General features: G+C 39.2%; 23 protein-coding genes. 8 read left to right on the top strand and 15 right to left on the bottom strand.

Features of this window, described 5'->3' with window-relative positions; translation table 11 throughout:
* Positions 1–37: 37 nt before the first annotated feature.
* Positions 38–1,147 carry an META and DUF4377 domain-containing protein gene (locus RFW85_RS10300; protein WP_170248919.1) on the top strand — a complete coding sequence of 370 codons (1,110 nt, stop codon included), beginning with the start codon at positions 38–40 and terminating at the stop codon, positions 1,145–1,147.
* Positions 1,148–1,201: 54 nt separating this feature from the next.
* Here the strand turns inward: RFW85_RS10300 and gdhA are convergent, their stop codons facing one another.
* Positions 1,202–2,605 (bottom strand): NADP-specific glutamate dehydrogenase, encoded by a 1,404-nt coding sequence (gene gdhA, locus RFW85_RS10295; RefSeq protein WP_170248918.1) that lies wholly within the window; start codon positions 2,603–2,605, stop codon positions 1,202–1,204.
* Between the two features lie 272 nt (positions 2,606–2,877).
* Between gdhA and RFW85_RS10290 the strand changes: the two genes are divergently transcribed.
* The gene (locus tag RFW85_RS10290) at positions 2,878–3,669 is read left to right on the top strand and encodes an RnfABCDGE type electron transport complex subunit B (RefSeq protein WP_170248917.1); all 792 of its coding nucleotides are present in this window, start codon (positions 2,878–2,880) and stop codon (positions 3,667–3,669) included.
* A complete protein-coding gene (gene nth / locus RFW85_RS10285; protein WP_068551176.1) occupies positions 3,670–4,359 on the top strand; it encodes an endonuclease III in 690 nt (229 codons plus the stop codon).
* Positions 4,360–4,395: 36 nt separating this feature from the next.
* On the opposite strand, the gene RFW85_RS10280 is transcribed toward nth, so the two are convergent.
* From RFW85_RS10280 to RFW85_RS10265, 4 genes are all read right to left on the bottom strand, one after another.
* Positions 4,396–4,533 (bottom strand): hypothetical protein, encoded by a 138-nt coding sequence (locus RFW85_RS10280; RefSeq protein ID WP_327742271.1) that lies wholly within the window; start codon positions 4,531–4,533, stop codon positions 4,396–4,398.
* A gap of 71 nt (positions 4,534–4,604) precedes the next feature.
* Positions 4,605–5,258, bottom strand: coding sequence for an adenylate kinase (adk, locus tag RFW85_RS10275; protein WP_002117671.1), 654 nt, complete (start codon positions 5,256–5,258; stop codon positions 4,605–4,607).
* 86 nt (positions 5,259–5,344) lie between these two features.
* Positions 5,345–6,658 carry a membrane protein gene (locus RFW85_RS10270; protein ID WP_005070566.1) on the bottom strand — a complete coding sequence of 438 codons (1,314 nt, stop codon included), beginning with the start codon at positions 6,656–6,658 and terminating at the stop codon, positions 5,345–5,347.
* A 61-nt stretch (positions 6,659–6,719) separates the two neighbouring features.
* Positions 6,720–7,238, bottom strand: coding sequence for a hypothetical protein (locus RFW85_RS10265; protein ID WP_170248916.1), 519 nt, complete (start codon positions 7,236–7,238; stop codon positions 6,720–6,722).
* Between the two features lie 235 nt (positions 7,239–7,473).
* On the opposite strand from RFW85_RS10265, the gene mrdA reads away from it, so the two are divergent.
* Positions 7,474–9,492 carry a penicillin-binding protein 2 gene (gene mrdA, locus RFW85_RS10260; RefSeq protein WP_170248915.1) on the top strand — a complete coding sequence of 673 codons (2,019 nt, stop codon included), beginning with the start codon at positions 7,474–7,476 and terminating at the stop codon, positions 9,490–9,492.
* Complete coding sequence (rsmD, locus tag RFW85_RS10255) at positions 9,492–10,037, top strand: 16S rRNA (guanine(966)-N(2))-methyltransferase RsmD (RefSeq protein WP_170248914.1); 546 nt, start codon at positions 9,492–9,494, stop codon at positions 10,035–10,037. The genes mrdA and rsmD overlap by 1 nt, the downstream gene beginning before the upstream one ends.
* Positions 10,038–10,109: 72 nt before the next feature.
* Here the strand turns inward: rsmD and RFW85_RS10250 are convergent, their stop codons facing one another.
* The 9 genes from RFW85_RS10250 to RFW85_RS10210 form a co-directional block, all read right to left on the bottom strand.
* Positions 10,110–10,565 (bottom strand): hypothetical protein, encoded by a 456-nt coding sequence (locus RFW85_RS10250; RefSeq protein ID WP_170248967.1) that lies wholly within the window; start codon positions 10,563–10,565, stop codon positions 10,110–10,112.
* 57 nt (positions 10,566–10,622) lie between these two features.
* Entirely contained in the window at positions 10,623–11,192 is a 570-nt protein-coding gene (locus RFW85_RS10245) for a HupE/UreJ family protein (RefSeq protein WP_170248913.1), read from the bottom strand.
* A gap of 9 nt (positions 11,193–11,201) precedes the next feature.
* Positions 11,202–11,816 (bottom strand): urease accessory protein UreG, encoded by a 615-nt coding sequence (gene ureG, locus RFW85_RS10240; RefSeq protein WP_002117800.1) that lies wholly within the window; start codon positions 11,814–11,816, stop codon positions 11,202–11,204.
* A 24-nt stretch (positions 11,817–11,840) separates the two neighbouring features.
* A complete protein-coding gene (locus RFW85_RS10235; RefSeq protein WP_086264896.1) occupies positions 11,841–12,506 on the bottom strand; it encodes an urease accessory protein UreF in 666 nt (221 codons plus the stop codon).
* Positions 12,493–12,975 carry an urease accessory protein UreE gene (ureE, locus tag RFW85_RS10230; RefSeq protein ID WP_086264895.1) on the bottom strand — a complete coding sequence of 161 codons (483 nt, stop codon included), beginning with the start codon at positions 12,973–12,975 and terminating at the stop codon, positions 12,493–12,495. The genes RFW85_RS10235 and ureE overlap by 14 nt, the downstream gene beginning before the upstream one ends.
* Positions 12,976–13,045: 70 nt before the next feature.
* Positions 13,046–14,746 carry an urease subunit alpha gene (gene ureC, locus RFW85_RS10225; RefSeq protein WP_170248912.1) on the bottom strand — a complete coding sequence of 567 codons (1,701 nt, stop codon included), beginning with the start codon at positions 14,744–14,746 and terminating at the stop codon, positions 13,046–13,048.
* Positions 14,747–14,783: 37 nt separating this feature from the next.
* Complete coding sequence (locus RFW85_RS10220) at positions 14,784–15,092, bottom strand: urease subunit beta (RefSeq protein ID WP_086264893.1); 309 nt, start codon at positions 15,090–15,092, stop codon at positions 14,784–14,786.
* A gap of 11 nt (positions 15,093–15,103) precedes the next feature.
* The gene (gene ureA / locus RFW85_RS10215; RefSeq protein ID WP_002117495.1) at positions 15,104–15,406 is read right to left on the bottom strand and encodes an urease subunit gamma; all 303 of its coding nucleotides are present in this window, start codon (positions 15,404–15,406) and stop codon (positions 15,104–15,106) included.
* A 101-nt stretch (positions 15,407–15,507) separates the two neighbouring features.
* Positions 15,508–16,383 (bottom strand): urease accessory protein UreD, encoded by an 876-nt coding sequence (locus RFW85_RS10210; protein ID WP_216076564.1) that lies wholly within the window; start codon positions 16,381–16,383, stop codon positions 15,508–15,510.
* A 201-nt stretch (positions 16,384–16,584) separates the two neighbouring features.
* Between RFW85_RS10210 and RFW85_RS10205 the strand changes: the two genes are divergently transcribed.
* Complete coding sequence (locus RFW85_RS10205; protein ID WP_171545271.1) at positions 16,585–16,908, top strand: hypothetical protein; 324 nt, start codon at positions 16,585–16,587, stop codon at positions 16,906–16,908.
* Between the two features lie 195 nt (positions 16,909–17,103).
* Positions 17,104–17,574: a copper resistance protein NlpE N-terminal domain-containing protein gene (locus tag RFW85_RS10200; protein ID WP_309171519.1), complete on the top strand. Its 471-nt coding sequence runs from the start codon at positions 17,104–17,106 to the stop codon at positions 17,572–17,574.
* A 56-nt stretch (positions 17,575–17,630) separates the two neighbouring features.
* On the opposite strand, the gene RFW85_RS10195 is transcribed toward RFW85_RS10200, so the two are convergent.
* A complete protein-coding gene (locus tag RFW85_RS10195; protein ID WP_002117581.1) occupies positions 17,631–19,235 on the bottom strand; it encodes an isocitrate lyase in 1,605 nt (534 codons plus the stop codon).
* A 587-nt stretch (positions 19,236–19,822) separates the two neighbouring features.
* Between RFW85_RS10195 and RFW85_RS10190 the strand changes: the two genes are divergently transcribed.
* A complete protein-coding gene (locus RFW85_RS10190) occupies positions 19,823–20,812 on the top strand; it encodes a LysR family transcriptional regulator (RefSeq protein ID WP_004703082.1) in 990 nt (329 codons plus the stop codon).
* Positions 20,813–20,856: the final 44 nt, after the last annotated feature.

The following is a 20,856-nucleotide window of genomic DNA, read 5'->3' as shown; positions in this document are numbered from 1 at the left end:
AAGCTTATTACTGTTGTTTTTTACTTGAAGTTTTTAAATGAAAATTAAATATTTAATTCTTGCGTTATTACCTTTTTCTTTGATGGCGTGTCAAACAGTTACTAATACTCCTGCTCCAATTGTATCTGAGCAACAACAAAACCTTGCAACCACTTTAGGTGAATATGCATGGACTTATCAAAATGTAAAAGCATCTAAGCCACTTATTCTTAACTTTAATGCAGATGGTAAATTAGCAATCAATACAGGTTGTAATGGCCAAGGCGGTACTTGGAAAGTTGAAGGTAACCAACTTGTTACTTCTAATCTTGTTTCAACTAGAATGGCTTGCCAAGATGATTTAATGAAACAAGAACAATTGTCGAATAGCATCTTCAACGAAGCAAAATTACCAATCGAAATTAGCAACACTAATGGTCAAGTGATTTTAACGGTGACAGATAAAACTGGTCAAAAACACATTTTCCAAGGTCAAAAAGCAGTTAATACTCAAGCTTTAACAGATTACTCTTGGTCATATCAGCCTGAAAATACTAAAAAGCCAATCGTTCTTAACTTTACAAATGATCGTCTATCTATCGCAACAGGTTGTAACCGCCAAGGCACAACCTGGAAAGTTGAAAACAATACGATTGTAACGACAGACGTAATGTCGACGATGATGGCATGTGAACCTGCTTTAATGAAACAGGAACAGTTCTCTAGCAGCCTCTTCCAAAAACGTGCAATTCCGTTTGAACTCAATACTACAAATGTTGATCAACCCACATTGACAGTATCTGATGCTCAAGGCCAGAAATATACCTTCACAGGTAAAATGACACCTGAAGCAAAATATCAATCTGAAGGAAAAACAGTTTTCCTAGAAGTTGCTTCAGAAACTAAATCTTGTACTGGTGTTGCGCCACAAACTTGTATGCAAGTTCGTGAAATTAAATATGATGACAAAGGCGTTAAAACTTACGCTGACAAAAACTGGTCATTATATTACGGTCAAATCGAAGGTTTTGAACACAAACCAGACCAACGCGTAATTTTGCGTGTAAAACGTTTTGAAGTGAAAAACCCAGCTGCAGACCAATCTAGTCAAGCAGATGTATTAGATATGGTTGTAGAACAAGAGTTAGTTAAAAAACCTAAAAAATAAGTTTTTAGACTAAAAAAATCCGATGCTTATGCATCGGATTTTTTTATTTATATCTTAGAAAATACCTTGGGCAAGCATTGCATCAGCAACTTTTACAAAACCTGCAATATTGGCACCATCCACATAGTTCACAGTACCGTCTTCTTTAGTACCGTATCTAACACAGTTGGCATGAATGTCTTTCATAATTGCATGTAAGCGTTCATCGACCTCAGCATGGGTCCAGCTTAAACGAATTGCATTTTGAGACATTTCTAAACCAGAAGTTGCCACACCACCCGCATTAGATGCTTTACCTGGCGCATACAAAATTTTAGCTTCGATAAAGTGTTCAACTGCTTCAAGTGTTGATGGCATATTAGCACCTTCAGCTACACAAATGACACCGTTAGAAATAAGTGTTTTAGCGTCTTCACCCGTTAATTCATTTTGTGTAGCACATGGCAAAGCAATATCAACAGGAATATGCCAAGGCGTTTTTCCTTCAAAATATTCAAAACCATGTTTAGAAGCAAACTCGGAAATACGACCACGTTTAACGTTTTTCAGTTCCATTACTTCAGCAAGCAACTCATCTGTAAAACCATTTTTTAAATAAACTGTGCCGCTTGAGTCCGACAAAGTAACAACTTTTGCCCCTAAGAACATCGCTTTTTCTGCTGCATATTGTGCGACGTTACCAGAACCTGAAACAGAAACTGTTTTACCAGCAAAAGATTGTCCGCGGGCTTTTAGCATTTCTTCTGCAAAATAAACCGTACCATAACCAGTTGCTTCAGGGCGCATCAAGCTACCCCCAAATGAAATTCCCTTACCGGTAAAGACACAAGCGGTGTCGTTACTCAGCTTTTTCATCATGCCTGCCATATAACCAACTTCACGTGCCCCCACACCAATGTCACCCGCAGGAATATCCGTATTTGGTCCTAAATGGCGATAAAGCTCAATGATTAATGCTTGACAGAAGCGCATAATTTCAGCATCAGATTTACCTTTAGGATCAAAATCTGAACCACCTTTCCCTCCACCCATTGGTAAGGTAGTAAGTGAGTTTTTAAAAGTTTGTTCAAAACCTAAAAATTTTAAAATTGATAGATTGACGGATGGATGGAAACGCATCCCACCTTTGAATGGACCAATTGCTGAATTGTATTGAACGCGGAAAGCTCGGTTAACTTGAGTCTGGCCTTGATCATCCATCCATGAAACACGGAATTGAATCACACGCTCAGGTTCAACCAAACGTTCTAGCAATCCCTGCTCTGCATATTCTGGATTTTTTTCAATAAATGGCCACAAACTTGTCATGACTTCTTCTACAGCTTGCAAGAACTCAGGTTGATGCGGATCACGCGCTTGCACGTAATTCAGGAATTCATTCAGGTTGTTGTATTTCAATGCACGGTCCTCAGCATAGTAATGAATTAAATTGGTGCAATACATTTTTAAATGCATCATTTAGCAGCAAAATATTAAATCCCTTTCCATCAATTTTAACAATACTTATTTTAAATTATTTTATTTATCTTAATTATCAAAAACTTATTTTTAGAAAAACTACTTAAAAATAAGAAATAGTCATTTATCTTTTTATTTTTATTGATCTATTATTGTGCAATATTAGCTACATTTTAGGTCAACCAAAAAGCCAATAAATTCGTTAAAATCCATTGACCTTACTTAGGTTTTTCTTCATTATCGCATCGTTTTAACCAAGCTATTTGCCCACTATGAATTCATCTATTTCTCTCATACGCGAGATTGATGCGTTATTACCACAGACTCAGTGTGGTTTATGTGGACATCGTGATGGATGTCTACCCTACGCAAAGTCGATTGCTGAAGGTGAAGAAGCAAATAAATGTGTTCCAGGTGGTCAGCCTGTAGCCGATGCACTCGCGAATCTATTAAATCGTCCTGTATTAACCGCTGAGACTAGCGTATGGCCTGTGCAGACCGATGGTCGTCCCCAGCGAATGAAAGCGATTATTCGAGAAGATGAATGTATTGGTTGCACCAAATGTATTAGTGCTTGCCCTGTAGATGCTATTATTGGAAGTGGTAAGCTCATGCATACCATTTTGACTGACTTATGTACGGGTTGTGAGCTATGTATTCCACCTTGTCCGGTAGATTGCATTGATTTGGTCGAAGACACGCAAGCATTACCAAGCGAACAGCAACGCATTGCGGAGCAAAATGATTTACGACAACGTTATTACGCGCATATTCAACGTGAAGAGAAACGTCGTATACATCGTAAAGGCCCGGTGGTACGTGCTGAAATTGATACCCAGCTGTTTGCACAGTTCTCTCAAGCACTTGATGATTTACCTTCAATTGAGCTCATCGAGAAGCCAAAAGAAGCGATTGTAAACGATGCAAAAACCACAATTGAATTAGCGAAAATTCGTACACAAATTAAAAAGTTGGAAAAGCAGCTCAGTGTTCGAGAAGATGCTAAAAAGCGTCTTCAACTTGATGAACTACAACAGCAACTCATTCAATTACAGGAGGTCTGAATGGCCGTCAAAAATATGACGAAAAAGCAGATTCAAATTTTCTTTGAACGCCTTCGCGAACAACGACCTTCACCTCAAACCGAGTTAAAATATTCATCTCCATTTGAGCTACTGATTGCAGTTATGTTGTCAGCTCAAGCGACCGACGTAAGTGTTAATAAAGCAACTGATAAGCTCTACCCTGTGGCAAATACAGCAGAGAAAATCTATAACTTAGGCGTAGATGGGTTAAAGGAATATATCAAGACAATTGGCCTTTACAACGCTAAAGCAGAAAATGTCATTAAGACCTGTAAGATTTTAATGGAACAATTTAACAGCGAAGTTCCAAGCAATAGAAAAGACTTGGAAGCTTTACCGGGTGTCGGACGTAAAACAGCCAATGTAGTTTTAAATACAGCTTTTGGACAACCGACTATGGCTGTCGATACCCATATTTTCCGAGTGGGAAATCGAACTGGTTTAGCCGTAGGTAAAAATGTACTTGAAGTTGAGCACCGCTTAATTAAGGTTATTCCTAAAGAATTTATTTTAGATTCGCATCACTGGCTCATATTGCACGGTCGTTATTGTTGTATCGCCCGTAAACCTAAATGTGCAGAATGTGTTGTTGCTGATGTCTGTAACTGGCCTGATCGATTTGAATTTGGCGCACAAAAGCAAATTGCCATTAAAAATATTGAAGCTTAAAAATAGATTGGGTATAGGGATCATACCCAATCAAACTTACTTTAGACGCTTTTTTTCATTACGCTCTTCTTTTGCTTGTCTTTGAACCTGTCTCAGCATTTTGTAGCTTTGAAAAGCCAAAAATATTAATAGTGCCAGACTCAGCAATACCACCAAAATCAATATGATTTTCATATTGTTCTCCTGCACCTAATCAAAGAAAAGAGCCCTCACAAAGAGGGCTCATTATCACAAACAATATTAAATTATTTGTCTAAGATGTTGAACAAATCTTTTTGTACATCTTCAATTGTACGCAAGCCATCAAGCTTGTCATAAGTTGGCGCATTTTCACCAGAAGCAGCACGACCTTGGTAGAAACCAACCAATTGCTCTGTTTCAGTGTGATAAGATGCTAAACGCTTACGGATTGTTTCTTCTTGGTCATCTGGACGTTGAACAAGATCTTCACCAGTTTCATCATCTTTACCTTCCACTTTAGGTGGATTGTATACAGTGTGATAAACACGGCCAGAAGCTGGATGCTGACGACGACCAGAAAGACGTTTTACGATTTCTTCATCAGGAACATCAATTTCAATCACGTGATCAATGCTAATCCCTTCTTTTTCCAAAGCTTCAGCTTGTGGAATAGTACGTGGGAAACCATCAAAAATGCAGCCATTTGCACAGTCAGGTTGAGCAATACGTTCTTTTACTAAACCGATAATAAGTTCATCTGAAACCAAACCGCCAGATTCCATTACACTTTTAGCTTTTAGACCTAATTCAGTACCTTCACGAATCGCAGCACGGAGCATATCACCGGTTGAAATTTGTGGGACATTGTAGCGCTTACAGATCAACTGAGCCTGAGTCCCTTTGCCTGCTCCAGGTGGTCCGAGTAAAATAATGCGCATAAAAAACATCCTCATTTAAAACAATGAATATGAAGTCCGGCAGAAAAAGTCTCGTTAATCTTCAATAGATCCTGCCTGACATCGAATTATAAGAAAGCCACAAACAAATGTATTGTACCAGCAATAAATCCGGTTACCCCACCTAGTACAATAAGAATCCACTCATCCTCCTGAAATGCAGGACGTAATAAATTCTGAAATTCTTTTGGTGTTAGTTCACGAATACGCTCTTTAAACATTTGAAAAATCTTCTGTGCCCGGCTTGCGTTCAGTGCTGGGTCACATACGGGTCCCATCGTAATTTCAATTGAACGATCAATCAAGTCCGTCTTTAATCTTGCGTACTCTCTTGGCCCTAAAGAAAGCTGTAAAGAGGTGCGAACTAACGGTGTTTCCATGATTTCGTTAATATGACGCTTAACAATGCGGCGCGTTTTATCTTTACGCGGCCCGTACATCATTTCGGTCATAATCGATTTTAACGTGATCAGATCTTCTGTGACTACGCTCGAAAACACATCAGAGACTTCCTCTTGACGCTTCATAAAAGCGCCTTGGACATTATAGGTCCCAATTCGAAGAACTGGTACAATCCATGGAAACTTACGATCTTTTGTTAATCTAAAAATCTGTGGATAACGAATATAATGCGGCTCAATTGGGTTAAACACCATCCAGATTGCGATCCAGTTAGTTAAAAAGCCCCAAATTGCAGCCCAAAATGGTACTGTCCAGTGCCATGGTACTACAAACCAAACCACCATTTGGAAAATACCAAAGAACATCCCAATTAGTGCACTAATATGCCAAATAAAATTAATTTCTTTTTGACCAACCTTTAAGAACATACGTACCATTAAACGGCGATCACCTTCCATCTGGCTCACGACCATTTCACGCATGTTAACCAGTGACTCTACATTCATGGTCAGCTCAGTCACTAATTCTTTTAGCACACCCGGCAATTGCTTATGTGCTTGAGCATAAATACGGCGTTTAATTGAATAAGGTAAATTTTCCCAAAGTACGGCATTACGATCGATCATGACTTCATCAATAAGATGTTCAAGTTCAAAACCGACTTGTTCACCAATAATACGCGCCATATCTTCAGGATCCATTGCTTCTAAAAATTCACGCAATGAACCTAATTTAGATAAAGTGTTATCGGTAATAATCCCAGAGATACGTCCTGCTTTACGTGGCACGATACCTTGCCAACCTACCGGCAATGGTCCTAAATGGAATCCCCAAAATTTAATTGGGTAAAATACCATTTTTAAAGCCATCCACACATGTGCCCATGTGACAAAAGCCGTTACGGGAATAATACTCAAAACGGCCCAAAAATCAGGTCTGTGTAAAAAGGTCTGCCACAATCCACTGACGTACTCTAACATGTAAGACTCTCGTATTTATTTGTGCTCTGCTTATGGCGAGTTAACGATAAACTGCTTTGTTTTATAAACCAAAACTTAGAGAATAAGAAAATTGAATTTGTGGTTTAGTATCTGCAGCAACATTTCCGTTCTGGTCAGTTAATTTTTCAGCCGTACCGATACCCACACTAAAAGTGCTAATTCTTTCTGAATTTAACCACACATAGGCCAAATCAACACCCGCACCTAAACGGGATTTAAAATCACCATCGACCTCTTTACTATCAAGATGACCAGCATAGAAACCGATATAGTAACCATTTTTGTCTGTGCCAGTAAGATAATAAGGATATCGGAAGCCAACTTGACCACCAGCGGTTTTGTCACCATTCAAAAATGCGCCGGCTTTCGCATAGGCAATACCATACGGATTTACCCACTCACCATTTAGATGTAATAATTTTTGAGTAACGCCTGCACCCACATTCCACGTAGATGCCGTATGTCCTGCTAATTTTGCTTCCGGAAGAAACGAGTAGTCTTGAGCATGGGCCCAACTACTTACTGTCAAAACTGCAAGTAAGGGATAAATTTTTCTCATTATTTTCTCCATTTTCCCTAATCGTATGGTGAGAACAACCCTATTCTATTGAATGAGAGACTTTAACAGAATTATTTTGCTTCTTATATACAAGTATCTACAATTTTGTTGTCTGCAAAGTCAAAAAGTATCTTATTAAAATGCAATGAAACTTTGAAAATTATGCAATATTTTAAGTGCTCTTGCGTTAGAATAAGCAGCTATTTTTCTACCCTATGTCATTAAGTCGATCCTTATGAAACAGCACTTTCCTTTAAAAGATATCCAGCAAGAAAAGCGCATTTATCGAGGTCGTATCTTTTTTGCCGTAGGGATCGTGACCATCTGCTTATTAGTCTTAATTAGCCGATACGCTTACCTGCAAATTTTTCACTACGACGAATTCTCGACTGCATCTGACAAAAACCGAATTCGCTTACAACCACTTCCGCCTGCTCGTGGTTATATCTATGACCGAAACGGTGTATTACTAGCAGATAACTATCCTGTTTTTACAGCAACTTTAAGTAAAACAGATGTAGAAGATGCCGACCATGTTGTTGAGCAATTACAGCCTATTTTAGATTTAACACAAGAAGATATTGACCGTTTTAAAAGCCGTATAAAAACTGCCCGTAAAACTGAACGCGTCGCGATTAAACTTAATCTAACTGAAGCCAATATTGCTAAATTTAGTGAAGCCAAATATAAGTTTCCGGGTGTAAGAATCGAGACACAAATGACTCGTTATTATCCACACGGTGAGTTATTTGCCCATGTGATTGGCTATGTCGGGCGTATCAACGACAAAGAATTAAAAAGTATTGATAAAGACTTATATGCTGGGACCAACCTAATTGGAAAAATTGGCGTTGAAAAAAGCTATGAAGACCTATTGCACGGAACACCCGGTTATGAATCTGTTGAAGCAGATGCGCATAGCAATGTATTACGTCATTTAGGCCGCAAAGATCCTACTCGCGGTAATGACCTCTATTTATCTTTAGACTATGGTTTACAAGTTGTCGCTTCTCAACAGCTTGCAGGTCGTCGTGGAGCTATTGTCGCCATTGATCCTCGTACGGGTGAAATTCTAGCGTTAGTGTCTAGCCCAAGTTTTAACCCTAATTTGTTTGTGACTGGCATTAGTCATACTGACTACAGTTCACTACGAGATAATTTAGATCAACCACTCTATAACCGCGCTGTGCAAGGTGTATATCCACCCGGTTCTACCATCAAGCCAATGGAGGCAATGGGTGGTTTACACTACAGTATTGTAGACTGGTCAACAGCAATTTCTGACCCTGGTTATTTCCACTTACCTGGTGATTCACATAAGTTCCGTGACTGGAAAAAATCTGGTCATGGCATCGTGAATATGCATAAAGCCATTGTGCAATCCTGTGATACCTATTTTTATATTCTTGCCCATCAAATGGGCATTGATCAAATGAACCAATGGATGCGTCAATTTGGATTTGGTCAAAAAACAGGGGTCGATTTACCAAGTGAAAGTGAAGGCCTTTATCCAAGTCCTGAATGGAAAATGCGTACGCGTAAAACGAAATGGATGAAGGGCGAAACTATTTCTGTCAGTATTGGTCAAGGCGCGTTTACAGCCACTCCATTGCAGCTTGCGATGGCAACAGCAATTACTGCGAATCATGGTTCTCATGTAACACCTCATGTTTTACGCGCAACTCATGGTGCAAAACCTTTTACAGTACGTAATGCACCTGATGGCAAAATCAACTTTAACGGAACAGATGAAGACTGGATTCAAATGCGTGATGCCATGATTGATGTAATTCAATCAGGTACCGGTCGTGGTATTCGCACTCCCCTCTATCAAATTGCAGGAAAAACAGGTACAGCACAGGTTAAGAGTATTGCACAGGGTAAACGTTATAATGAAGCAGCCTTGACTGAGCGTCAGCTTGACCATGGTTTATTTGTTGGATTTGCCCCTGCTGACAAACCTGAAATTGCGATTGCAGTCATTTGGGAAAATGGTCGTCATGGTGGCTCTGCTGCTAAACTTGCAAGACCTGTGTTTGATTACTGGTTATTAACCCGTAAGAAAAACCCGATTCGTCCAGCAAATCACCAAGTAAATGGCGGGCTAATGACAGCAGGAATTAAACCAGGTGAACTTCCAAGCGGCGGTGAAAGTTCTGGCCCAGCAGCGGCTATAGCTACCACCAACAAACCAGCAGCATCAACACCACAGGCTGCTCCTGCTCGTCCTGCTACCAATGAGGCAGATGAATAATGAAAAATCAATTACGTATAATTGGTGGCGAATGGAAAAGACGAGTACTTCCCTTCGCTAGCATTGAAGGTCTACGTCCAACACCAGATAGAGTACGCGAAACTCTATTTAACTGGCTCATGTGGGATATTCAAAATGCTCAAGTTCTCGACATCTGTACAGGTTCTGGTGCATTAGGTTTTGAGGCTCTGTCACGTGGTGCTGCATCTGTTTATATGATTGAGCCAGATAAGACTCAGGCACGATTTTTAAAAGATAATATTGAACTATTAAAAGCCCAAAATTGTCATCTAATTAACGCAACGGCTCAACAAGCTCTCCCCCGCTTAAAAGAACAGTTCGATGTGGTTTTTTTAGATCCACCTTATAGTCTTGATTTATGGCATGAACTCTCGAACTTGGCCGAGCCTCATATTAAAAAGAATGGGTATATTTATATTGAAGCTGACCGAGATTTATCCCAGCTTCACCTTCCTGCCACATGGCAACAAGTTAAAATCACTAAAGCTGGTACAGTTCACGCAGGGCTTTATCAGAAAATTTAAACATGTAGGATTTTATGGCGAATTAATTTACCTGATCTATTTATTTGAATTAGATTATTTTTATTTCGTATTTCAGAATAAATAGATCGTAAAAAATCGTATGAGTTGACCTCGATCATAAGGAAAACTCGAAATATATTCATAACCAATTTTCAGTCTTGGATTAACACTATAATTAACTCCATATCCAACTGAAATAGATAAATCTTGAATATTAATATGATTCGTAAAACCATTACTGTTTTTATTCTGAAGTTGCCCGGTATCATAGGCTGTATAATTATAAATTACCCAACGCTCATTTGAATAAAACTCGTTTTTGAGCACATTATAGTTATTAACTTCATCATCATGCTCAATGGCTAACCGCCTTTGTTCCAAGTTTAAATCTGATTGATCTAACAACTGGTCTGTATCTAGTAAAGTAGAATCACTTTCTTGTTGAAAAAAATCATAGGCCTGAACATATCCACTGTAAAAGATAATCAGCGCTGTAAAAACAGTATAAATACTTTTATGCACACACATTTTATTTTGCAAATCCAAAAAGGTAGCTCAAAGCTACCTTTTTTTGCAAGGTTTTAATTAACTTAAACCAATGACTGCAACAATTGCTGCGCAAGTACCCATAATTTTTTTGCCATAAGGCACATATCGGCTAAGCACAGCACCCAACACCACCCCACCCAAATAGATAAGCGCCATACCTGCAACCATACCTGTTACTAATGAAACAATATGGCCCGCATGTGCTAACTCAACACCATGAGCCATACCATGGAAGCTTGCAAGTAATGCCGCGGCAATTGGTAAAACTTTATTTGATTTTTTCCATAGCGCAATCGCTGTAATAACTAAAGAAGCAACGATGCCGTATTCAGCTATATTAACTGGTATCAAACCCTGAGCACCTACTAAAAAGCCTATAATTAAGATAATACTTAAGGCAATGGCTCCAGCAATTTTCCACTGTTTAGTTGCTGACCACAACAAGACACCAAAACCTAAAGCCATGACTAAATGATCTAGGCCAGTAAAAGGATGAATAAAACCTGCCATAAAACCAGAATGTGCATGGTCATGTCCTGGATGAGCCATTGCAAGAGCCGGCAATAATGAAAGGAGTGCCACACTCCATTTTTTCATGAAGTCCATAATCTCTCCTTAAGCTTTAAACAGCCCTTGTTTCTCAATAAATTGAATAATTTCTTCAAGCCCATCTTGTGTTTTCATGTTTGAAAATAAAAATGGTTTTTCACCACGCATGCGTTTCGCATCTTGATCCATGACATCAAGGTTTGCACCTACCATTGGCGCAAGATCAGTTTTATTAATAATGAGTAAATCTGACTTAGTAATGCCCGGCCCACCTTTACGAGGAATCTTTTCACCGCCTGCCACATCAATAACATATAAAGTTAAATCAGAAAGCTCTGGACTAAATGTTGCCGCCAAATTATCACCACCACTTTCAATGATAATGAGTTCTAAACCTTCAAATTTTTCACACAAATCATCAATTGCAGCCAAGTTAATTGAAGCATCTTCACGAATTGCTGTATGCGGACAACCACCTGTTTCAACACCCACAATACGATCTGGCGACATCGCTTCATTACGGGTTAAAAAGTTTGAGTCTTCTTTGGTATAAATATCATTTGTCACCACAGCCATATTGTATTTATTACGCAAGGCTAAACATAAATTAAGTGTAAGTGCTGTCTTACCCGAACCCACTGGTCCGCCAATTCCAACTCGTAATGGACTACGTTCTGTCATGATTTTTATCCTTTTTTCCTAAACTTAAGATCTGAATAACCGTGAATATTGTGTTTCGTGTTTCATGCTCAGCATGGCATAACGAGGTAAAGCACTACTCAATTGCTCGTCCTTCAGCTTCAAAGCTTTCTCTACCGCTTGTGGTACTAAACCATGCAAGTGCCATAAAATTCTTTGCCCAGCCATTTGTCCTAAAGGAACAGTTTTTACTGCGGCTAAAACCTGATTTTCTAAAACAGTGAAGGTATAAGCCGTAAGTACATCCATGTCGTTGAGTTCGAGTCGGCCACAAAGCTGTGCATAGACTGGTACGAAACCAAACTGCTTTTTAACCTCAACTGTTTTTTTTAAAACATCTTTAATCCACGCATTTAAAGAAAATGCCAGCTGTTGCGATTCTGCCAAAAGTTCTTTACTTTCTCGACTCGCCTTATACAAATTTGCCCAAACCAAAAATTGTTCTGAGTCATCATGATATTGCATAAGACGCTTTAATACGGGTAGCTCAAATCTTACCAACAACATCTCAAGTACTTCTTCAAAGTAAGCAATTGCCGAGGTTTCATCATGTATTAGGCCAATATCAATTGCCGTTTCTACACCTTGCGAATAACAATACGCCCCAACTGGCAATGCCGTAGAAGACAGTGTCAGTAATTGCAATAATTGCGCGGCGCTATGAATGGACATGGTGCAAAGCTTTAATCGGGCTTAAACGATGGTCATGACTATGCTGCGCATAAGCCCCACTTTCAGGTTCAAACGGATGATCGGTTTCTGTCACCGTAAGTCCCAAACCTTCTACCATTTCTGCGAGCACATGATCAGGCTCAAAATACAAAGCTGTAGGTGTCAGCATTAATGGCACATGTCTATTCCCTAAGTGATAGGCAGCTTTAAGCAAATCAAAATCGGTTTGAGCAGTGACTTGCATTAACCGTTCAGGCTTGGCATCCACACGTAATACCTCCCCCTCTTGCGTTGCAATATATGAGCCACTACGCAAAATGCCAGTACGTGGTAAATCAGCACCAATATCGATGCCACTTGCCAAAGCCGCTCGGAATCGTGATTTTTGACGGGTATCAAAAGTCAATTCAACTGTTTCAAATGCCTGATCAGGAGAAATATCTTCAAGACGTTGGGTATAGATTTTCATTTAGCTTTTCTCTCCTTATTTATTTCTTTCATATCTAGAGTAATGAGGCAAATCATCTCTATAAAACTTATCAAAATAAGAAATAACGCTGTGCCATCGGTAACACATCAGCAGGTTCACACGTTAATAATTCACCATCAGCCCGCACCTCATAAGTTTCAGGATGAACATGCATAACTGGACAATATGTGTTGTGCTTCATATCGGCTTTAGTAATTGCACGCGTGTTTTTACATGGGCTAATTAACTTTTTAAGATTTAGTTTATCAGCAACTTTTTCATCAATTGCCACTTGAGATAAAAAGGTAATACAGGTGTTATGTACACCACGCGGATAAGCCCCAAACATTGGGCGATAATGCACGGGTTGAGGTGTCGGAATTGAAGCATTAATGTCACCCATCGGTGCCGCTGCAATCATGCCACCTTTAATAATCATGGAAGGTTTTACACCAAAAAAAGCAGGCTTCCATAACACCAGATCAGCAAGTTTTCCAGCCTCAATCGAACCCACTTCATGGCTTAAACCATGGGTAATTGCTGGGTTAATTGTATATTTGGCAATGTAGCGTTTAACGCGATTGTTATCATGAAACTCATTATCACCATCTAGAGGACCACGTTGAACTTTCATTTTATGTGCAGTTTGCCAAGTACGTAAAATCACTTCGCCTACGCGGCCCATTGCCTGAGAGTCAGAAGACATCATCGAAATTGCGCCCAAATCTTGCAAAATATCTTCGGCGGCAATGGTTTCACGGCGAATACGACTTTCAGCAAAAGCGATATCTTCAGCAATTGCTGGATCCAAATGATGGCAAACCATGAGCATATCTAAATGCTCATCAATAGTATTGATCGTATAAGGTCGTGTTGGGTTGGTCGAAGATGGCAAGACATTACTTTGTCCAATTGCTTTTAAAATGTCAGGTGCATGCCCACCACCCGCACCTTCGGTATGGTACGTATGAATCGTGCGATCTTTAAACGCAGCCAGTGTTTCTTCTAAAAAACCACCTTCATTTAAAGTATCTGTATGAATAGCGACCTGCACATCAAACTCATCCGCCACACTCAAGCAGTTATCAATAGCTGCTGGTGTTGAGCCCCAGTCTTCATGTAGTTTTAACCCAATTACACCAGCTTTAATTTGCTCTCGAATTGGGTCTGGCAAACTCAAATTACCTTTGCCTAACAGGCCAATATTCATAGGCAAATCATCAATCGCCTGCAACATAGTCGCAATATGCCAAGGACCTGGAGTTACTGTCGTTGCTGAAGTTCCAGCCGCAGGTCCTGTTCCGCCACCCACCATTGTTGTTGTACCCGACATAAGTGCAGTTTCAACTTGTTGAGGACAAATCCAGTGGATGTGAGTATCAATACCACCTGCCGTTAAAATTTGCCCTTCACCCGCAATCACTTCTGTTGCAGCACCTAAAGGAATGGTAATGTCAGGTTGAATATCAGGATTTCCAGCTTTCCCTATTTTCCAGATTCGACCATTTTTTAAACCAACATCCGCCTTTATAATTCCCCACCAATCCACAATCAAAGCATTGGTAATCACAGTGTCGGCAACTTCATCAGCTAAAAGTTGAGATTGCCCCATTCCATCACGAATGACTTTGCCACCGCCAAACTTAACTTCTTCACCATAAGTCGTTAAATCTTGCTCAACCTCAATAAAAAGCTCTGTATCAGCCAAGCGAATACGATCTCCAACCGTTGGACCAAACATCTCAGCATATGCACGACGTGACATTTTCATAACTTACTACTCATCTCTTTCATTATCGTTGTTATGTCTAGTCCAGCTTGCCCATAACTCGGCCTGCAAAACCATAAACTTCTCGCTTACCCGCTAAAGCAACAAGCTCAACCTCCCGACTTTGTCCAGGTTCAAAACGTATCGCTGTACCAGCTGCAATATTTAGTCGAAAACCCTTCGCCATTTCGCGATTAAACTGTAATGCATCATTTGCTTCATAAAAATGAAAATGAGAACCCACCTGAATAGGCCGATCGCCAATGTTGGCAACTACAACTTTTAAAGTTTGCCGCCCAACATTCAGTTCAATATCAGCATCTGGAGTAATGATTTCACCGGGGATCATAAGCGTTCCTTTTATACGATTGGCTGATGAACAGTGACTAACTTCGAGCCATCAGGAAAAGTTGCTTCGACCTGAACCTCAGCAATCATTTCTGGCACACCATCCATCACATCTTCGCGCTTTAATAAAGTTGTACCGTAATGCATCAAGTCACTCACCGTCATACCGTCCCTCGCCCCTTCAAGCAAAGCAGCAGAAATAAAAGCGATAGCTTCGGGATAATTTAGTTTCAAACCACGAGCTTTACGGCGCTCAGCAACTAGTCCTGCGGTAAAAATAAGTAATTTATCTTTTTCTGTTGGATTGAGTTCCATATCTCTTTCCTAAATAGCATCTAATTTTCTTTAAGCAAAATACGTGCTCAAAAGCAGCATACTTGTTTTAATCGTTTTTTAAATACGCAATTTAACGTAAATTAGGTTCTCCAAATTCTCGGAAATTCTTCATCTAAATCAAACCAATAATGTCTTAATCTTGCTCTTATTGCCGCAAAAGCATCATGGCAATGTCGGACATCATTTCCCAAGAAACGCGCACAAACTACATCATCTAATAACGTTAAAGTTACAGGGGCTTGCATACGCATCATCAATTCACGAATGAGTTCGAGCTGTTGTTCTAAATAAAATGAAGATCGATATTTCTCAGGAGCAACCGCCCAAAAGCTTCCCATTACGGCTTGATTATTCATACCTAAACACGAACTAAGCCAACGGTCTTCACCCTCAAAAAACAATGTATCTGCAACCAATAATTTTTGTTCTCGCCACAACTTAAACTGGTTGTGATAACTTCCCTGCACAAAACGTTCAGCGCGTGCCTGTCGCCCGAGTACCAACATATCCCAGCCAATAAAACTGGCAGCATGGTCAAGATGAATATGAGTTTCTGAGTGTGCTAGAGCTCCGTCAAATAACATAGATTCCTGCGGAACCCACTCCAGAATAGACTGATCTCGCACATGAAGATGAATATGCTGAAAGGCTTGCTTTCCATTGGTTTTGTACCACTTTCCCGCACCAGGAGTCGTTACAACCGCATGAGCTTGATCTTTGGTTTCGATTTGAAAAGTAAGATGATCACCTCCTGCGATTCCTGCGGGGGGATGTACAATAATGGCGTGACATACACCTGTTTTTTCAGGCCAGAGCATTTTTTGCACCCTTACAGGGCCATGATGCTTTCTGTGACTCATTATGGTGCGAGAATTTTCAAAACAAAATCCGAGCTCTAATCGCGCATACCAAAATGGTGCTAAAGATTTTTTTGAAAACGTTTGTACCTGATTCATTCTGGTTCATATGTTCAAAATAAGTGCCTAAAGTTATAAGCAAAATACGCACCAAATATAAAAATAAGCAAAATGATAAAATTAGATACAATTTTTCGATTTTAATGAGTTAAAAAATCATCAATGTCTAACATAAAAGCACAGTAACTCTTGGAATTATTTATACAATAGCGCCCACCGTTGCTTCCATACTTACTCTCCATGAAACTTTTTTTCGTGTTAACACCACTTGTCTTTTTAACTGGGTGTATTTTTGGCCAATCTAGTGAGGTCAAACGTGCAGAAAAAATTCTCCATAATTTTGAATGTAAAAATGTTGAGACAAGTCAGATTGCAACAAGCTCAATTAATACTTACTACCAACAATCTTTAGCGGTAAGCAAAGAAAAAGCGACTTCATATGTAGAGAGTTACAAGAATGGTGAAGAGTTATTCGACATGCCGCTAGATGAAGTTTTAAAGCAACAATATCAACTTTATAAATCAGCTTGTGATTCTTTAGGTGGGGTTTCTTCTCAACCTTGATAAATAAAGGTATTCATTAATTTTAGTGGATACCTTAATTTTTCTTTTTAATTTTTATTTCTTTCTCTTTTTGATTAAATCTTACTCACTTTACCTTTTGTTAAAATTAAATTACATACTTAAACTTTTATTAGGCTCTTATATTTCATAGCCTGTTTACTTGTTTTTTATTTATTTTCCGAGGTTTAGATCATCATAAAAAAAACACTATTATCAGTAGCACTCTTAAGTATCCTTCTTGCCGCTTGTAGCAAAAATGAAAATAAAACCGACACGACAACTCAAGCATCTGCTCCAGCACAAACGACTGAAGCAAATAACAATGCTGTAGATAGCACGCACACAGCGGAAAACTCACTCGATTGGGACGGCACATATAAAGGCACTCTCCCATGCGCAGACTGTGAAGGTATTAAAACTGAATTAGAACTTAAAGATGATAAAACCTACGAGCTGACTGAAACTTATCTTGGTAAAGGCGATACAAAACCATTTGAAACCCATGGTACGTTTACTTTTGACAAAGATAATACTTCAGTTATTACCTTAGATGATAAAGGCCAAAACCGTAAATTCTTTATCGGTGAAAACACTGCAACTGCTTTAGATATGGAAGGTAAGAAAGTTGAAGGTTCTTTAGCCGAACACTATGTTTTGAAAAAATAATTTTTTAGTTATGAAAAAAACCCGCTCATTTGAGCGGGTTTTTTATGAATCAATTCTTAGTGAGCTGCGAATTGGTTCATTGTGTTTTTAGCATCGTCATGTGCTTTAAGAGCGTTGTCACCAGAGAAGATTTCTTTGTGATCATCACCGATGTCAGAACCCGCCATTGCTTGGTGTTTAACACAAGCGATACCACCGCGGATTTCTTTACGTTGTACGCCAGCAACATAAGCCAACATACCTTCAGAACCGAAGTAACCTTGTGCAAGCTCATGAGTAGAAAGAGCAGCAGTGTGGTAAGTCGGAAGTGTGATCAAGTGATGGAACACACCCGCTTCACGAGAAGCATCTGCTTGGAAAGTACGGATCTTGTCATCAGCATCAGCAGCTAATTCCGTGTTGTCATATTCAGCACTCATTAATTTAGCGCGGTCATATGCAGAAACGTCTTTACCTTCAGCAACCCAACGGTCATAAGCTTGTTGACGGAAGTTTAAAGTCCAGTTGAATGATGGGCTGTTGTTATAAACAAGCTTAGCATTTGGAACAACTTCTTTAACACGGTTAACCATGTGTGCGATTTCTTCTACGTTTGGAGTCGCAGTTTCGATCCAAAGAAGGTCAGCACCATTTTGTAAGCTAGACACACAGTCAAGTACAACACGGTCAATTTGAGTGTCAGCACGGAACTGATATAAGCCAGAAGGTAAACGCTTAGGACGGTGTAATTTACCATCACGCTTGATTAAGATTTCATCTTCTTGAGCATCAGCAATGTCAATTTCTTGAGTATCTAAGTAGCTGATGTATTGAGAAGCGATGTCACCTGGCTCTTTAACCACTGGGATTTTTTGAGTCAAGTCAGCGCCTTCAGAGTCAGTACGCGCAACAATGATACCTTCTTCAAGACCCATTTCTAAGAATGCATAGCGTAATGCATGGATCTTAGCGATGAAGTCTTCGTGTGGAACAGTTACTTTACCAGCTTGGTGACCACATTGTTTAGCATCAGATACTTGGTTTTCGATTTGAAGCGCACAAGCACCAGCTTCGATCATTTTCTTAGCAAGTAAGTAAGTTGCTTCTTCGTTACCGAAACCAGCATCGATGTCCGCAATAATTGGCACAACGTGAGTTTCAAAGTTGTCGATTTGAGCTGTGATTTCAGCTGCTTTAGCAGTATCACCAGCTTCTTGTGCTTTTTTAAGCGCACGGAATAAATCGTTTAATTCTTTTGCGTCAGCTTGACGTAAGAAAGTATAGATTTCTTCGATCAATGCAGGAACAGAAGTTTTTTCGTGCATAGATTGGTCAGGAAGTGGACCAAATTCAGAACGAAGAGCAGCAACCATCCAACCAGAAAGGTAGATATAACGTTTGCTTGTAGTACCGAAATATTTTTTGTTCGCAATCATTTTTTGTTGTGCGATGAAACCATGCCAGCAACCTAATGATTGAGTGTATTTGCTTGAGTCAGCATCGTATTCAGCCATATCACGACGCATAATCGCAGCTGTATACTTAGCAATATCTAAACCAGTTTTGAAACGGTTTTGAAGTTGCATACGAGCAGCATCTTCTGGGCTAATGTCTGCCCAAGTATTGCCGAATTTTGCTTTTAATTGACGTACTGCATCAATCGCTGTTTGATATGTAGTCATGATATTGTCCTGTATTCATTTTAGGATTTCATCGATTGAAGCCTAGAGTCACGTTACTTAAATTTCTTATGACACCAGCTGCTTCCTCATGAACACAGCTTAGACTTAGCCAATCAATTAATCCAATATCCTTTGTTAATCTTCAGTATTTATTTAAAAAATATACCAATAAATCGATATTATAGATAAAACCAAAAACTTTAACACTTTGTTTATAAAAATAAAATTATCCTAAAGGAGTATAGGGTTTTATTCTAAAAACTCACTAAGTCTTATTTTTATACAATTTTCGGAGATTTTCCACTCATTTTTAAACCTAAAAGTCAATTGTAAATTAGGCTATTTTTGCCAATGCAAAAAGTCAATTGATATGCTAGAAATTGAGAAGTCACCCATAAATATATTCTATTTAAAGTTGAGACATTCAAAACTAAGCAAAGACAATAAAATCGTGCGTTTGAAACACCTTTCAACCCTACCTAATTCCTACAAAAAATGTCGCTTTTCTCATCATTTTTTCACACAATGATTATTAAATATGGCATAATTTGAAACAATTTCAGGGTTTTATTTTCGGTATTTTTTTTATGAATCTGGAGCGAGTAGATCTTAATCTATTAATATATCTTGATGTACTTCTTCGTGAAAAAAATGTTACGCGCGCAGCCGAACAGCTTGGGGTAACTCAGCCTGCAATGAGTAATATTTTACGTCGCTTACGTAATTTATTTAATGATCCGCTTCTTATCCGTTCTTCTGAAGGGATGACCCCAACAGAACGTGCACTTGAATTACAACCTCGTATTCGTGATGCCCTTTCTGATCTCTCCATGATTTTGGAACCCCGTACCGAATTCCGCCCTTATACAAGTAATCGCGTTTTCCGCATTATGACATCTGACTATGCCGAGGCAACTTTAGTTCCTCGTCTTGTCAAAGCTCTACGCTCTGAAGCTCCAAATGTTGTACTCGACTTTCTTACACCAAGCGATGTGTCTTATAGAGACATGGAACAAGGTAAAGTCGATCTTGCGATCAATAGATTTAATGAAATACCGCAAAGTTTCCACCAAGTTTTAGTGTGGCGTGATAGTTTCAGCTGTATTCTTAATGACAAACACCCTGCTGTAACTCATTTGAATCTTAAAAGTTATCTAGATGCACAGCATATCTGGGTCTCTAAAACAGGTATGGGTGTAGGCTTTGGGGTAAATCCAGATAAACAAGGCGGTTTAGGCTGGATCGATCAAGCATTAGAACGTATTGGTCAACGTCGTAAAATTTCTGTATTTACTCGTCACTACCAAATGCCAGCATTACTTGCTCAAAATGTTGACCTGATTGCCACCCTTCCAACTCGGATGGCGCGCCTACAAACTCAAAACCCAAAACTGGTTATAAAGGATCCTCCTTTTTATATTCCAGAATTTGAACTTAAAATGGCTTGGTGCCCATTATTACATCATCACCCAGCTCATCGCTGGTTGCGCCAACTTATTTTATTTGTTGCTCGTCAAATGATTGAAGAAGAAAACCGTGAATTTCTAACAAATAATTCGCAATTTTCTCACTATTAAGTAAATTTTGATTTAATTGTCGATTTTAGACATTATCTTCAAGC

It is taken from the genome of Acinetobacter sp. 12966, from assembly GCF_031196995.1.
GTDB classification, from domain to species: domain Bacteria; phylum Pseudomonadota; class Gammaproteobacteria; order Pseudomonadales; family Moraxellaceae; genus Acinetobacter; species Acinetobacter geminorum.
The sequence above is the reverse complement of the archived record's forward strand: the minus strand, read 5'-3'. Positions and strand labels throughout refer to the sequence as shown.

Bases quoted from the DNA above. Each gene is read 5' to 3' on its own strand.
- nth (WP_068551176.1), top strand. From the start codon at position 3,670: ATGGCCGTCAAAAATATGACGAAAAAGCAGATTCAAATTTTCTTTGAA.
- mrdA (WP_170248915.1), top strand. From the start codon at position 7,474: ATGAAACAGCACTTTCCTTTAAAAGATATCCAGCAAGAAAAGCGCATT.
- ureA (WP_002117495.1), bottom strand. From the start codon at position 15,406: ATGGAACTCAATCCAACAGAAAAAGATAAATTACTTATTTTTACCGCA.
- RFW85_RS10300 (WP_170248919.1), top strand. From the start codon at position 38: ATGAAAATTAAATATTTAATTCTTGCGTTATTACCTTTTTCTTTGATG.
- RFW85_RS10265 (WP_170248916.1), bottom strand. From the start codon at position 7,238: ATGAGAAAAATTTATCCCTTACTTGCAGTTTTGACAGTAAGTAGTTGG.
- ureC (WP_170248912.1), bottom strand. From the start codon at position 14,746: ATGAAAATGTCACGTCGTGCATATGCTGAGATGTTTGGTCCAACGGTT.
- RFW85_RS10250 (WP_170248967.1), bottom strand. From the start codon at position 10,565: ATGTGTGTGCATAAAAGTATTTATACTGTTTTTACAGCGCTGATTATC.
- RFW85_RS10195 (WP_002117581.1), bottom strand. From the start codon at position 19,235: ATGACTACATATCAAACAGCGATTGATGCAGTACGTCAATTAAAAGCA.
- ureG (WP_002117800.1), bottom strand. From the start codon at position 11,816: ATGACAGAACGTAGTCCATTACGAGTTGGAATTGGCGGACCAGTGGGT.
- RFW85_RS10245 (WP_170248913.1), bottom strand. From the start codon at position 11,192: ATGGACTTCATGAAAAAATGGAGTGTGGCACTCCTTTCATTATTGCCG.
- RFW85_RS10210 (WP_216076564.1), bottom strand. From the start codon at position 16,383: ATGAATCAGGTACAAACGTTTTCAAAAAAATCTTTAGCACCATTTTGG.
- rsmD (WP_170248914.1), top strand. From the start codon at position 9,492: ATGAAAAATCAATTACGTATAATTGGTGGCGAATGGAAAAGACGAGTA.
- RFW85_RS10235 (WP_086264896.1), bottom strand. From the start codon at position 12,506: ATGTCCATTCATAGCGCCGCGCAATTATTGCAATTACTGACACTGTCT.
- RFW85_RS10290 (WP_170248917.1), top strand. From the start codon at position 2,878: ATGAATTCATCTATTTCTCTCATACGCGAGATTGATGCGTTATTACCA.
- RFW85_RS10190 (WP_004703082.1), top strand. From the start codon at position 19,823: ATGAATCTGGAGCGAGTAGATCTTAATCTATTAATATATCTTGATGTA.
- adk (WP_002117671.1), bottom strand. From the start codon at position 5,258: ATGCGCATTATTTTACTCGGACCACCTGGAGCAGGCAAAGGGACTCAG.
- RFW85_RS10270 (WP_005070566.1), bottom strand. From the start codon at position 6,658: ATGTTAGAGTACGTCAGTGGATTGTGGCAGACCTTTTTACACAGACCT.
- RFW85_RS10280 (WP_327742271.1), bottom strand. From the start codon at position 4,533: ATGAAAATCATATTGATTTTGGTGGTATTGCTGAGTCTGGCACTATTA.
- RFW85_RS10220 (WP_086264893.1), bottom strand. From the start codon at position 15,092: ATGATCCCCGGTGAAATCATTACTCCAGATGCTGATATTGAACTGAAT.
- gdhA (WP_170248918.1), bottom strand. From the start codon at position 2,605: ATGATGCATTTAAAAATGTATTGCACCAATTTAATTCATTACTATGCT.
- ureE (WP_086264895.1), bottom strand. From the start codon at position 12,975: ATGAAAATCTATACCCAACGTCTTGAAGATATTTCTCCTGATCAGGCA.
- RFW85_RS10205 (WP_171545271.1), top strand. From the start codon at position 16,585: ATGAAACTTTTTTTCGTGTTAACACCACTTGTCTTTTTAACTGGGTGT.